General features: G+C 67.4%; 11 protein-coding genes. 2 read left to right on the plus strand and 9 right to left on the minus strand.

Annotated features, from left to right (window positions below; genetic code table 11):
- Positions 1 to 154: 154 nt before the first annotated feature.
- Complete coding sequence (locus JOY90_RS31925; protein WP_291695072.1) at positions 155 to 1,993, minus strand: hypothetical protein; 1,839 nt, start codon at positions 1,991 to 1,993, stop codon at positions 155 to 157.
- A gap of 280 nt (positions 1,994 to 2,273) precedes the next feature.
- Here JOY90_RS31925 and JOY90_RS31930 point away from each other — a divergent pair, with 280 nt between their 5' ends.
- On the plus strand, positions 2,274 to 3,560 hold the full coding sequence (locus JOY90_RS31930) for a hypothetical protein (protein ID WP_291695073.1): 1,287 nt from the start codon (positions 2,274 to 2,276) through the stop codon (positions 3,558 to 3,560).
- Positions 3,561 to 3,701: 141 nt separating this feature from the next.
- Here JOY90_RS31930 and JOY90_RS31935 read toward each other — a convergent pair whose 3' ends face one another.
- From JOY90_RS31935 to JOY90_RS31955, 5 genes are all read right to left on the minus strand, one after another.
- On the minus strand, positions 3,702 to 5,615 hold the full coding sequence (locus tag JOY90_RS31935) for a tetratricopeptide repeat protein (RefSeq protein WP_291695074.1): 1,914 nt from the start codon (positions 5,613 to 5,615) through the stop codon (positions 3,702 to 3,704).
- A complete protein-coding gene (locus tag JOY90_RS31940) occupies positions 5,612 to 7,519 on the minus strand; it encodes a tetratricopeptide repeat protein (RefSeq protein WP_367277019.1) in 1,908 nt (635 codons plus the stop codon). Before JOY90_RS31940 ends, JOY90_RS31935 begins: the two co-directional genes overlap by 4 nt.
- 231 nt (positions 7,520 to 7,750) lie before the next feature.
- Positions 7,751 to 8,488 (minus strand): di-trans,poly-cis-decaprenylcistransferase, encoded by a 738-nt coding sequence (locus tag JOY90_RS31945; RefSeq protein ID WP_291695075.1) that lies wholly within the window; start codon positions 8,486 to 8,488, stop codon positions 7,751 to 7,753.
- Positions 8,489 to 8,515: 27 nt separating this feature from the next.
- Positions 8,516 to 8,896, minus strand: a complete 381-nt coding sequence (locus JOY90_RS31950; RefSeq protein WP_291695076.1) for a transcriptional regulator — start codon at positions 8,894 to 8,896, stop codon at positions 8,516 to 8,518.
- Complete coding sequence (locus JOY90_RS31955; RefSeq protein ID WP_291695077.1) at positions 8,883 to 9,500, minus strand: hypothetical protein; 618 nt, start codon at positions 9,498 to 9,500, stop codon at positions 8,883 to 8,885. Before JOY90_RS31955 ends, JOY90_RS31950 begins: the two co-directional genes overlap by 14 nt.
- 214 nt (positions 9,501 to 9,714) lie before the next feature.
- Here JOY90_RS31955 and JOY90_RS31960 point away from each other — a divergent pair, with 214 nt between their 5' ends.
- Positions 9,715 to 10,974, plus strand: coding sequence for a trypsin-like peptidase domain-containing protein (locus tag JOY90_RS31960; RefSeq protein ID WP_291695078.1), 1,260 nt, complete (start codon positions 9,715 to 9,717; stop codon positions 10,972 to 10,974).
- A gap of 166 nt (positions 10,975 to 11,140) precedes the next feature.
- Here JOY90_RS31960 and JOY90_RS31965 read toward each other — a convergent pair whose 3' ends face one another.
- From JOY90_RS31965 to JOY90_RS31975, 3 genes are read right to left on the minus strand one after another with little or no spacing between them, the layout of a single operon-like run.
- Positions 11,141 to 11,863 carry a DUF899 domain-containing protein gene (locus JOY90_RS31965; RefSeq protein WP_291695079.1) on the minus strand — a complete coding sequence of 241 codons (723 nt, stop codon included), beginning with the start codon at positions 11,861 to 11,863 and terminating at the stop codon, positions 11,141 to 11,143.
- Between the two features lie 22 nt (positions 11,864 to 11,885).
- A complete protein-coding gene (locus JOY90_RS31970) occupies positions 11,886 to 12,284 on the minus strand; it encodes an SRPBCC domain-containing protein (RefSeq protein ID WP_367277021.1) in 399 nt (132 codons plus the stop codon).
- Positions 12,230 to 12,622: an ArsR/SmtB family transcription factor gene (locus tag JOY90_RS31975; protein ID WP_367277020.1), complete on the minus strand. Its 393-nt coding sequence runs from the start codon at positions 12,620 to 12,622 to the stop codon at positions 12,230 to 12,232. Before JOY90_RS31975 ends, JOY90_RS31970 begins: the two co-directional genes overlap by 55 nt.
- Between the last annotated feature and the right edge of the window lies 1 nt (position 12,623).

Raw genomic sequence — 12,623 nt, forward strand, 5'->3', positions numbered from 1 at the left:
GATCAGCAGGGTGGGCTAAGCGACCACATGCGTGTGAGTTGCCACACGAAGACAAGAGCGTGCCCACCATCTAGAGTTATGCCGTTGAGATAATGGTGGGCACGTCGCTTCGCGCCTTAGCCCACCCTACAGCTCTCGGCGGCCAACTAGATAGCTAACGCAGCGACGATCTGAGCCCGCTGGTGCGCCAGAGCGAGAGTTGCGGCGCGCCGGCGAGCTCGACACGTTCGAGGAAGTCGGGTGCTTCGCCGTGTGCGAGACGCGCGGCCAGGCCGTCCGGCGCCATGGCCTCGAAATCCTTCTGGTCGGGCGCAGCCGGGCAGATGAGCACATAATCGACACGGCGATCGGCGAGCAGCAGCCGCGCGGCGGCCGGCGTGGCCAGCATCGCATCCAGCATGGCGCGGTTGCCGGCGTTGTTGCGGTGGTAGGGCGCGGCGAACACCGAATGCGACGTGGCGGCGAGAAGCGCCGGACCCGAATCGATCGGCGCCATCACCCCGCCGGGTGGTAGCGCCGCGAGCGCCGTCACGCTGCTCACCGTCTCGCAGGCAGTGGCCGGATCGACCGCCACGATGCCCGTCTGCGGCGCCGATGCGTGATGCAGGAGCGGCCAGGATACGAACCCAAGAGCGAGCCCAAGACCGGCGAGACTCGCGGGCGAGGCGAGGATCGCCACCTGAAGCAGCTTCCACCCCTGCAGCAAGCCCGGCCACAGGCAAACGATGCCAGCCGCGAACAATGGCGCGGCGACGATGTTGGCCGCGGCCGCGCCGCGCAGCTCCCAGACGCCGATGCCGATCAATGCGGCGAGCGCGACGCTCGCGACGATCCAGGAGAAGCGCGCCGCCGGCGCGCAGCCCGCAGCCGCGGTAACACAAACGCCGAGTGTCAGGATCGGGAAGCCATGAAAGCCCGCGATCTTCTGCGGCGCGAGCTGCAGCATGGCGGGCAGCGACAGGCTCTCGGCGACGCGATCGAGCCAGAAATGCGCGAGCAGCGGATCGACCGCGGCATAGGGTGATGCGATGCAGCCTGGAAACGACCAAATGAACGCCCCAAGTAACACTGCGGCAACCACTGCGCCCGCGATCAGCCGCGCGATCGGCGTTGGCGTGAACCGCGTCGTCGCCGCCAGGGCGAGCAGGCCGACGCTGCCGCCGACGGTCAGCAGCAGCAGCGGTCCGCCGTTGGAATCGCACACCGGCGCGGCGAGGCTCCGGACCGGCAGCAGCGCGGCGGTGAGCAAGACCGAGCAGCCGGCCAGCGCCGCGCCGAACAGGCCCGCGGGCCCGGTGGCGGGACGTCCCTTCCAGATCAGCAGAGCCGCCACGACGACGCAGACCAGCGCGATCGCAGGCAGCATCTCGACGCCGATCGCGAGCGACAGCGACGCCGCGGCCGCAGCGAGCACGGGCATCGCGGCACCCTTCTCGATCTGCGAGGCGCAAAGGATGAAGGCGAGCAGCAGCACGATCTGGGCATTGTGGTGGTCGATCGCCCCGGCGCGAAAATGGATCAGGCTCGGAATCGACAGCGCCGCGAGCAGGATCGCCGCGAGCTCGATCTTCTCGCGATGCGCGGCGGCGCCGAACCGCCCGGCAATGCGCGCCACCAGCGAGAGCGCCGCGGCCCACAGCAGCGACGGCCACGCCCGCAGCGCAACGATCTCGGCGCCGTGCTGGCCGGTCAGCGGCCTCAGGCAGAGAATGATGGCCGCCAGCGGCAGGTCGACGATCCGCGACCAGTGCATCGCCACACCCGGCGGGTCGAGCCGGTGCTGGCTCAGATCGAACCAGCCCTGGCCGCCGATGAGATCGCGGACCTCGACCAGCCGCATGGCATCGTCGGTGGACATGGCGTCGAGCACGCCGGTCTTGAAGGCGGGCGCCGCGAGCGCGATCACGACAGCGACCCACGCCAGGATCAGCGCGGCGGAAGGAGTCACCCCGCGAAAGGAACGGCTCGGCGTCAGTGATGCGATGGTCGACATGGGGCCCCTCGTCCACCATCCCTGGGCACGGGGCGGCCAAGATGGCCTTGATGGATCGTCGACTCTGTGCAACCGCACTTAACGCGGCGTTAATTGACGGGCCGCCGGACCTGAGAGCTGTTGCCAGCGCGCAACAATCTCGACGAAATGCAAGGCCGCGGAACGGTTACTGGCCGCCCATTTCGACAGGCCGCCCATGAGCACGCGGCAATTGCGCGATCTGGCGGGGCATAGGACGCTCGCCGCCAACAACGAGAATGAAGACGGGGAGCCTTCCATCATGACGAGATCGATTGCCGCGGTCGCGTTGGCGGCGCTGCTTTCGCTGTTGCCGATCCGCGCCGAGGCCGATCCGATTCCGCCTGGCGGCGTCGGCCAGAACGTCGAGGCGGTCGGCTACAGCAACCTCGACGACAAGCCCGGCTTCAAGATGTCGATCCAGAAGGTCGGCGAGCGCTGGTATCTCTATATCGGCATGCTCTGGAACGAGGGCTGGCACATCGTCGACGTCACCGATCCCGGCGATCCGAAGGTGGTGAAGGAGATCGAGGGACCGCCCAACACCGCGACCGACCAGATGGAGATCGCCGACGGAAAAATGATCACGGCGCTGGCGAAGATCTCGCCGGGCTGGGGCGGCGATCCCGCAAAGCCGTTCGACGAGGGCGTGCTGATCTGGGATATGAAGGACCCGCTCAATCCGCAGAAGCTCGGCCAGTTCAGGACGCGCGCGCTCAGCACCCACCGCAATGGCTATGGCGGCGGCAAGTACATGCACCTGTCGGCGAACATGCGCGGCTTCACCGGCAACATCTATGTCATCGTCGACATCTCCAACCCGGAGAAGCCGAAGGAGGCCGGCCGCTGGTGGGTGCCCGGGCAGCGCGAGGACGAGACGCCGCCGGCGCCCGCCGCCACCCACATGCATGGCCCGCCCTTCATCGTCGGCAACACCGCCTACCTGCCCTATGGCGGCGCCGGCATGATCATCCTCGACATCTCCGATATCGCCCATCCCCGGAAGATCGGGCAGCTCCAGATGAGCCCGCCTTTCGCCGCCAATATCGGCGTGCACACGGTGATCCCCGTCCCTGAGAGAAAGCTCGCCTTCATCAATTCGGAGGCGATCGCCGAGGATTGCAACGAGCCCTTGCAGCAGGCCTCGGTCGTCGACATCGCCGATCCGGCGAAGCCACGCCTGATGGCGCTGTTCCCATTGCCGCTGCCGCCTCCGGACTGGCCGATCCGGAGCTTCTGCGAGCGCGGCGGCCGCTTTGGTCCTCATAATCAAAATACGCTGCTGCACAACCCGTTCGTCCAGCCACAGGGCAACCTCGTCTATCTCACCTATTTCAACGCGGGCCTGCGCATCTACGACGTGTCGACCCCGACCGCGCCACGCGAGGTCGGCTACTTCCTGCCACCCGACCCGACACGCCGTTACGGCGTGTTCCCGAAAGGAAGACTGGTGGCGCAGACCGAGGACGTGCTGGTCGACACCCGCGGCTACATCTACATCACCGACAAGAACCAGGGGCTGTATATTCTCCGATATACCGGGAAGTAAGGGCTGGCCAAGGCTCGCGAGCGGCGATAGGCGCCGCGTAGCCCGGATGAGCGCAGCGATATCCGGGAACACTGGTCCCGCATATCGCTGCGCTCATGCGGGCTACGGCCGGCCGCGCCGGGCAGTGAGCGCGCAGACGGTTCAGCTACCGAACGCCGCGATGTTCTCCTGCAGCGCCGCGCGCACGCGCGCCAGCACCGGCGCGTAATCGCGCGAGGCGTCCTGGCGAAACAGCAGCACGGTCGGATACCAGGGGCTGTCGTCGCGGTCGAGCAGCCAGCGGAAGTCAGGCAGAAACGGCAGCAGGATCCAGGTCGGCCGGCCGAGCGCGGCCGCCAGATGCGCGACGCTGGTGTCGACGGTGATCACGAGGTCGAGGCACGAGATCAGCGCCGCGGTCTCGGCGAGATCGGTGAGATCAGCGGTGAAATCGACGACGTCGCCGCGTTCGGCGAGCGCGCGCTGGTCGTCCGGCTTGGGGTCCTTCTGGAGGCTGACGAAGGTCGCGTCGGCCTCCAGAAGAGGCGCCAGCCCGCGCAAGGGAATCGATCGGTTGTGATCATTGATGTGGCCGGGATTGCCGGACCATACCAGGCCCACCCGGAGCCTGTCGTGTGGGCCCAGGCGATGCTCCCAGCCCTGCACGCGCGCTGCGGGCGGCGCCGGCAGGTAGGAGTCGAACGACGGCATCGTGTCGAGGCGCGTGCCGAACACGAGCGGCAGGCTCGAGATCGGGCAATGCAGATCGAAGCGCGGGCGCGCCGCGAGCGGCTTTGCCAGGCACCGGGTGATGCCCGGCAACCGCGACATCAGCGCGAGCAGCGCGTCGCCGACCACCAGGATCACCCGCGCCCCACGCCCCGCCACCATGGGCACATAGCGCGCGAACTGGATGGCGTCGCCGAGGCCTTCGTCGGCATAGATCAGCACCGTCTTGCCGTCGACCGGTTCAGCACCGAGCCATCTCGGCTCCGCGAAGTCCGGATAGGTCGTCGTCCGCCGCGACTGCGACCGCCATCGCGCTTCCCGGCCGCGCCAGCCGGCCTCGAAGTCGCCGGTCAGCAGATGCAGGTACGAGGCGTTCCATTCGGCGTCCGCATTGTCGGGATCAGCCAACTTCAGCCGGTCGTACACTGCGAACGCCTCATCGAAGCGATGCAGCTCGGGAAGCCAGAGCGCCTTGTTGAGCAGGGACGGCAGATAATCCGGGCGCATTTGCAGGACTTGCTCCAGCAGCGCCAGCGCCTCGTCGAAACGGTTGAGACAGGCGAGCGAGTAGGCCTTGTTGTTCAGCGCGTCGACGAAATCCGGCCGCAATGCGATGGCCTGACCGAACGGCGCGAGCGCCTCCGCGTGCCGGCCCAGCATCTGAAGCGCCCGGCCGACGCTGTGGCAGATATCGGCATTGCCGGGATCGAGCGCATTCGCCCGCTGGCACTCCGCCAGCGCCTCGTCGGCGCGTCCGAGGTCGATCAGGCCACGGCCACGCATGTACAGGGTCTGCGGCTGGTTCGGCTGCATCCGGTCGCAGAGATCGAAACAGGCCAGCGCCTCCTCGAAGCGGCCGAGATTGTGCAGATAGACGCCGCAGGCGTTCGCCGCATTCCCGTTCCGCGGATCGAGCGTCAGCGCATGCCGGAGCGCAAGCACCGCCTCGGCGAGACGTTGCAGATCGGCGAGCGCGCCGCCAAGGCCTCGCCACAGCTCGGCATCCTCAGGCGCGAGCTGCACGGCCTTGTCGAACGCCTTGAGCGCCTCCTCGGCGCGGCCCTGCTGCCGCAGCGCGCTGCCGAGGCTCGCGAGATAATCGGGCTTTGCATCCTGCCGGATCGCCCGCGCGAACCATTCGACGGCATGATCGACATGCCCGGCGCGAACGCACAAAACGCCCGCAAGATGCAATGTGTCGGCATGATCGGGAGCGGCCTCGAGCGCCTGCTGACAGCAGCGCTGGGCATCGAGCAGCCGCCCGGCCCGAAGGTGATCCACCGCCTCGGCGTGGAGCGCGGCCGGCTGCCCGGCTCTCGCGGCGGCGAGACCCTCGGCCCCGCTCATCGGTCCGTCCGCTCGACCGCGGGGCGCGCGAATGCCGCGATCCGTTCCCCCAGCGCATCCCGCACGCGCGCGATCACGGGGGCATAGTCGCGCGACGCGTCCTGCCTGAACAGCCGCACGGTCGGATACCAGGGACTGTCGTCGCGATCGAGCAGCCAGCGGTAGTCCGGCGTGTAGGGCAGCATGATCCAGGTCGGCCGGCCGAGCGCGGCGGCAAGATGCGCGACGCTGGTGTCGACGGTGATCACGAGGTCGAGGCAGCAGGCCAGAGCGGCGGTCTCGACGAAATCCGCAAGATGCGCCGTGAGGTCGAGGACGTCGCGACGCTCGGCGAGCACCGCCTGATCGCCGGGCCGGGGATCCTTCTGCAGGCTGACGAAGCGCGCATCGGCATCGAGCAGCCGGCCCAGCGCGGCGAGCGGCATCGAGCGGTTGCGATCATTGCCGTGGTTGGGATTGCCGGACCACACCAGGCCGACGCGCAATCGATCGTGCGGCCCGAGCCTTTGCTCCCAGTCCTGCACCCGCGCCGGCGGCGGCGCGGGCAGATAGCGCGGCACGGCCGGGATCGTGTCGAGCCTGGTCGCGAAGGCGAGCGGCAGGTCCGACAGCGGGCAGTGCAGATCGAAATGCGGCAGCTCGGGCAAGGTCTCAGGCAAGGTCTTGGGCAGGCATTGCGCGACGCCGTCGAGACCCATGAGCAGCGGTTGCAGCACATCCTGCACCTCGAGGATGACGCGCGCGCCGCGCGCGGCCGCCAGCGTCGCGTAGCGGCAGAACTGGATGGTGTCGCCCAGGCCCTCGTCGCTGTGCAGCAGGATGGTCTTGCCCGCGGTCGGCGCCTCACCGCGCCAGCGTGGCTGCGGGAATTTCCGGTCGATGAAGCCGACCGCCGCGCTCTTGCGCCCCCATTCGCGCTCCGGCCAGCCGCCGGCGAAATTGCCGAGCAGGAGCTTGTAGAGCGCAGCGTTCCAGTGCGCGTCAATGAAGCCGGGGACGATCGCGATGGCGCGGTCGTAGCTTGCCAGTGCCTCGTCGAAACGATGCAGCTCGGCGAGCGTCGTACCGCGATGGTTGAAGACCAGCGCGAAGTCCGGGTGGTGCGCGATCGCGCGGTCGAAATGGAGCAGCGCCTCCTCGTGGCGACCGAGCTTCTGCAACACCAGGCCCGTGTTGTTGATGATCTCGGCATTGTCGGGCGCAAGCGCCAGCGCCTTCCGGCAGTTCTCCAGCGCCTCCTCATAGCGCTTCAAGCGCAACTGACAGACGCCCTTGAAATGAAGTGCGCCGGCCTGCGTCGGATCGATGCGCAGCGAGGCCTCGAACCGATCGATCGCCGCCTCGAGCCGGTTGGTCTCGAAATGCAGCAGCGCGCCGGCATTGGCGGCCTCGAGATGGCCGGGATCGAGCGCGAGCGCCCGATCGTAGCTCAGGATCGCCTCGTCGAGACGGTTCTGCTGCTGCAAGAGCTGGCCGAACTTGTACCAGCCTTCCGCGACATCGGGCCGGAGCACCAGCGCGCGGTCGAAACTCTTGATCGCCTCCTCGAAGCGGCCCTGGCGCTGCAGCGCGACGCCGAGATTGGAGAAGTAGTCGGCGCTGTTCGGATTCTGCCGGATCGCCAGCGCGAACCATTCGATGGCGAGGTCGGTGTGGCCGGAAGCGAAGCTGAGCAATCCCAACAGATGCAGCGAATCGGCATGGCCGGCATCGATCGCCAACGCCTGCCGGCCGCATTGTTCCGCTTCCACGATCTGCCCGGCCTTCAACAGGCGAAGCCCGGCCTCGTAGAACGCGGCGGCGCCCTGCCGAGGCGAACCCTGCTCGGCCTCGGGGGATTGCGCTTCAGAAGCGCGTCGCGGCTCGGGATTCATCAGCGCAAAGTGGGCATGGCGATGCGCCAAGCCGTAGATGATTCCCGCTCCCCTGGAAAGCAGGGCTATCGCATATGATGGCGGTCATCGGGGCCTCATGGTTCGAGACACGCGGCTGCGCCGCGCCCTCACCATGAGGTTCTGAGATCTCGCCACGAAAACAGCCCTCATCCTGAGGAGCCCGCCGCAGGCGGGCGTCTCGAAGGATGGGCCGCAAAAAGGCTGCCTTCTCGTATGCGGTTGCCTTGGAGAACGAAGGCTTTAAAGACTCGCCGCCGGAGCGAGCGGCAGCGCATCCAGCCCGCCGAAGCGGCGCTCGCGGTGATGGAAGGCGCTCACCGCCTCGGCGAGATGCTCGGCGTCGAAATCGGGCCACATCGTCTCGGTGAAGTGCAGCTCGGCATAGGCGCCTTCCCACAGCAGGAAGTCGGACAGCCGCTGCTCGCCGCTGGTGCGGATGATGAGGTCGACGTCGCGCAGGTCCGCCTCGCCGGTGACGAGATCGGAAAACTGCTGGCGGGTCGGCGCGCCGGCCGCTCCGGCGAGCCGCGCGGCGGCATTCAGGATCGCGTCGCGCGCGGAATAATCGACGGCGATGCGCAGGTTGAGGGTCCTGCCCTGCGCGGTCGCCTGCTCGGCGCGCCCGATCGCGGCAGCGATGCCGTCGGGCAGCCGGTCACGGCGGCCGATCACCTTCAACCGCACGCCGTTCTTGACCAGGCTCTGGACCTCGTTGGCGAGATAGAAGCGCAGCAGCGCCATCAGCCCCGCGACTTCCGTGCGCGGCCGCCGCCAATTGTCGGAGGAGAAGGCGTAGAGGGTCAAGGTCCCCACGCCCTGGTCGGGCGCGGCCTCGACGACTCGACGGATCGCCTCGACACCGGCCTCGTGACCGCGCAGCCGCGACAGGCCGCGCCGGACGGCCCATCTTCCGTTGCCGTCCATGATGATGCCGACATGAAGCATGGACGCGCGCTCGGCGTGAAAATCACTTTGCATGGCAAAGTTCCCCAGCAAAAAAATGGATCAGGTCGAAAGCACGCCGAGCCGGCCGAGCGGCGCCGGCTCGCGGCCGGCGGCGGTCGCCGCATCGCGCACCAGCCGCTCCAGCACCGAGAGATAATCCAGAAAGCGGCGGCGGCCGGCCCTGGTGAGGCGGCAGCTGGTATGCGGGCGGTTGCCCTCGTAGCCCTTGATGACCTCGACCAGCCCCGCCTCCTGCAGCACCTGCAGGTGACGGCTGAGATTGCCGTCGGTCAGCGCGCAAAGCTGCTTCAGATCGGCGAAGGCGAGCCCCTTGGGATGCGCCATCAGCGAGGTCAGCATGCCGAGCCTCGCCTTCTCGTGGATCACGCGGTCGAGACCCTCATAGGAGAACGGCGCGCCGCTCATGTCACTCTTCACCATCACTCTCTCCGGACGCAAAATAAATGATCGCCGCCACCAGCGTTTGCCCGATCACGAACGGCAGCCCCATGGTCCAGGGCGACAGCGCGTGATTCTGGCTCCCGATCAGCAGCACCGTGAAACCGGCGACGAAATACCAGGCACCGGCCAGCGCCACGCTGCGCGGCAGCGAGCGGACCGAGGCGAACACGCCGAGCGAGGTCAGCACCTGCCACAGCCCCGGCAACAGCCACAGCGTTTCCGGCGCGAACTTCCACAGCATCACCGCGAGCAGCACGCCGGCGACGGCGGCGGGGAGGAACTGCTCGATCGCCTGGTGAATCATGGCGTCCGCCAGTCCCGAATGATGCCGGCGCGAGCGCGCCACCGTCTCGATCCAGATCATCACCACCGATACCAGCGCCGCACTGGCCCAGCCGAGAAAGAAAGTGAGGGGAGACGCGGTCGGATCGGGCAGCCAGGCATGTTGCAGGATGGCGGTGATCAGCGCGACCGCCGCAGTTGCAGCGATCGTCGCCGGCCCGTAGCCGCGGAATGCGGCGCCTGAGGCAAGCTGGCTGCGGATGGCGACGATGTCGGCGAGCGCCTTGTCGAGGTCCTGCATCGATCCCTCACTTTGCGGTGCAAAGTATATTGAGTCGCAAAGCGCCGCAAGCTGCGGCCGGCTGACATCGTAACTGTTTAATTTGTCTCACGTTTCTTGGAAACCAAGCCGTACCGGCCTGCGACGGCGGTCGCGTGTGCCGCATATCCACCCCCAGTTGCTTTCGCGCCGGAGTCGTACAAAGATACCGCCGGGCAATGGGGGCTATCGGTGCATGCGCAAGGCGTTCTGGGTCTGGTTTTCGGTCGCGTTTTTCCTGCAACTCGCAGCGGCTCCCTCGGCAAGCGCCGCCGGGCCGTACGGCTTCATCCATGTCGGCAATTGGAAGGGCGGCGCCTTCACCAACGACGGCAACGGGACCTTCTCGCACTGCGCCGCCAGCATGGCCTATGATAACGGCATGACGCTGGTGGTCGGCCAGAACGCCAACAATTCCTGGCTGCTCGGTTTCGCGAACCCGGCGTTCCGCTACAGCAAGGGCGAAACCCTGCCGATCGACATCATCTTCGACGGCCAGTCGCCGGCGCGCATCTTCGGCAACGCCACGTCGCAGATCATGGCGACGGCCGTCCTGCCGCCGAACGTCGCGCGCATCTTCCAGAAGTCGAATTTCATGGCCGCGACGACGGGAAGCAGCACCTATCAGTTCAACCTGACCTCGACCGGGCCGCTGCTCGCCGTGCTCGCCAACTGCGTCGCCAAGATCAAAGCCGACGGCATCGACAGCGCCGGCGATTTCACCGCACCGAAACCGGTCGCGACCAGGCCGCCGGCCGCGGGCGAGGCGCCATCCGCCCCGAAATCCGCCAAGGCCGGCAGCCAAAGCGGCACCGGGTTTGCGATCAGCGCCGGCGGCCATGTCGTGACCAACCACCACGTCATCGACGGCTGCAGCGGCGACATCCGCGGCAATCTCGGCGGCGAGGCGCCGGTCACCTTGCGCTTGGTCTCGAAGGACGCCTCGAACGATCTCGCGCTCCTGCAGGCGCCCTCGGGCACGTTCAAGGAGTTCGCCAGGATCCGCGACCGCGCGATCCACTCCGGCGACGCGGTGGTGGCGATCGGCTACCCCTTCCGCGGCCTGCTGTCGTCGGATTTCACGGTCACGACCGGCATCGTCTCCTCGCTCAGCGGCCCCCTGAACGACACCCGCTTCCTGCAGATCAGCGCCGCCGTGCAGCCGGGCAACAGCGGCGGCCCGCTGCTCGACGGCAGCGGCCAGATCACCGGCGTGGTGGCCGCCAAGCTCGACGCGATCCGGGTGGCCCGGGCGACCGGCAGCATCCCCGAAAACATCAATTTCGCGATCAAGACCGGGGCGCTGCGCGACTTCCTCGACAACAGCGCGGTGGCCTACGAGACCGCCGAGCCGAAGGGCGAGCTCAAGACCTCGGAGATCACCGACAAGGCTCGCGCCTACACGCTGTTGATCTCCTGCAACGCCACCGAGCCGGTCGCCAGCGCGAAGAAGTAGTTAGCCACACCTTCGCTGTCGTCACCCGCTAAAGCGGGTGATCCAGCATCCCAGAGACGTCAGTGCTGGAATCGATCGGCCGCGGCGTACTGGGTTGCCCCGGTCCCGCCTACGCCAAAGGCTTCGGCGGGCGCGCAAGCCAGGCGAAGACAGCGGAGCCGGCGCGTCAGCTCGACGCAGCAGCCGGGCTGTACTCGTCGCGCAGCCGTAGCCAGTCCATCGAATAGGGCAGGCCTTCCTCGTGCCGGCCGAGCGGGGTGAGGTCGAGATAGTGATAGGCCGCGTTCATCATGTCGAGGCCGCGGGCGAAGCAGGAATAGGTGTGGAAGATGCGGCCCTGCTCGTCGCGGATGAACACGCTGATGCCGGGCGCCTCACCGACGCCGAAGCCCGCGGTGCCGAAATTGTAGATCTTGGCGCCGGACTTGACCTCGTCCGGCGTAAAGGAGACGGCATAATCGAAGTTGAAATCGCCATCGGCTGAAGAGGCCCAGTCGAAGGTCCAGCCCATCCGCTTCCTGAACGCAAGGAGCTTTTCCAGTGGCGCGCGGGAGATCGCCACCAGCGCGGTGTCGCGTGCAGCGAGGTGCGGGATCATGCGCTCGAAGCCGTCGGCCCAGAACGAGCAGCTCTTGCAGCCGGCGTGCCATTCCGGCGCGAACATGAAGTGCTGCACCACGAGCTGGCGCCTGCCATTGAACAGATCGCCCAGCGTCTTCCTCCCGCCGGCCGTGTCGAAGCCGTAGGCCTTGTCGACCGCGACCCAGGGCAGCGCCCGCCGCTCCGCGCTGAGGCGGTCGCGGGCACGGGTGAATTCCTTCTCATGCGCGAGATGCGCCTTGCGGGCTTCGAGCCACTCCTGCCGTGAGACGATCTTGTGCGGTTGCATGAGAACCTCCTGTTTCGGATGGTCAGGCAAGAAATCCGGCGAGCTTGTCGAGGACGGAGAGCCATCCCTCCCGATGACGATCGCGCGTCTCGGCATCGAGGAACTGCGCGTGGATCAACGTGAGCAGCGTGCCATCGCCGTCGGGCGCGAGCGAAACCGTCACCAGCGACTCCCGCTCCGGCGTCGAGTGCCAGGCCCAGGTGAAGACGAGCCGCGCATTCGGCACGACCTCGCGGTAGACGCCGCCGACCTCGTTGTACGTGCCGCCATCGTTATCGAAGCTGATGCGATAGCGCCCGCCGGGGCGCAGATCGATTTCCGCGCGCACGGTGTCCTGCCGCACTTGGCCCGGACCGAACCATCTGATCAGTTGCGCCGGGTCGATCCACGCCGCGTAGACTTTTTCGGGCTCGGCTTTGATGCGGCGGGTGAGGGTGAGGCTTGCTGTTTCCATGGCTCATCCTCCACGAATGCCGCGAGGCGATCGAGATTGTCGAACCAGAAGCGCTGATAGCGGGAAAGCCATTGCATGGCCTGCGCCATCGGCGCGGCGGTCAATCGGCAGGCAACGACGCGGCCGCTCTTCTCGCGCGCCAGCAGGCCTGCGTCCGACAGCACGTCGAGATGTTTCATGATGGCGGGCAGCGACATTGCGAACGGCTGCGCCAGTTCGCTCACCGAGAGCGCCTGCCCTTCGGAAAGCCGCGCCAGCAGGGCCCGCCGTGTCGGGTCCGCGAGCGCAGCAAAGGTCATGTCCAGG

Origin of the sequence: Bradyrhizobium sp., assembly GCF_019242285.1 — a bacterium.
GTDB lineage: Bacteria > Pseudomonadota > Alphaproteobacteria > Rhizobiales > Xanthobacteraceae > Bradyrhizobium.

Excerpts from the sequence above, each read along its gene's own strand:
- JOY90_RS31950 (WP_291695076.1), bottom strand. The coding sequence starts at position 8,896 with ATGGTGAAGAGTGACATGAGCGGCGCGCCGTTCTCCTATGAGGGTCTC.
- JOY90_RS31955 (WP_291695077.1), bottom strand. The coding sequence starts at position 9,500 with ATGCAGGACCTCGACAAGGCGCTCGCCGACATCGTCGCCATCCGCAGC.
- JOY90_RS31960 (WP_291695078.1), top strand. The coding sequence starts at position 9,715 with ATGCGCAAGGCGTTCTGGGTCTGGTTTTCGGTCGCGTTTTTCCTGCAA.
- JOY90_RS31935 (WP_291695074.1), bottom strand. The coding sequence starts at position 5,615 with ATGAGCGGGGCCGAGGGTCTCGCCGCCGCGAGAGCCGGGCAGCCGGCC.
- JOY90_RS31945 (WP_291695075.1), bottom strand. The coding sequence starts at position 8,488 with ATGCAAAGTGATTTTCACGCCGAGCGCGCGTCCATGCTTCATGTCGGC.
- JOY90_RS31965 (WP_291695079.1), bottom strand. The coding sequence starts at position 11,863 with ATGCAACCGCACAAGATCGTCTCACGGCAGGAGTGGCTCGAAGCCCGC.
- JOY90_RS31930 (WP_291695073.1), top strand. The coding sequence starts at position 2,274 with ATGACGAGATCGATTGCCGCGGTCGCGTTGGCGGCGCTGCTTTCGCTG.
- JOY90_RS31925 (WP_291695072.1), bottom strand. The coding sequence starts at position 1,993 with ATGTCGACCATCGCATCACTGACGCCGAGCCGTTCCTTTCGCGGGGTG.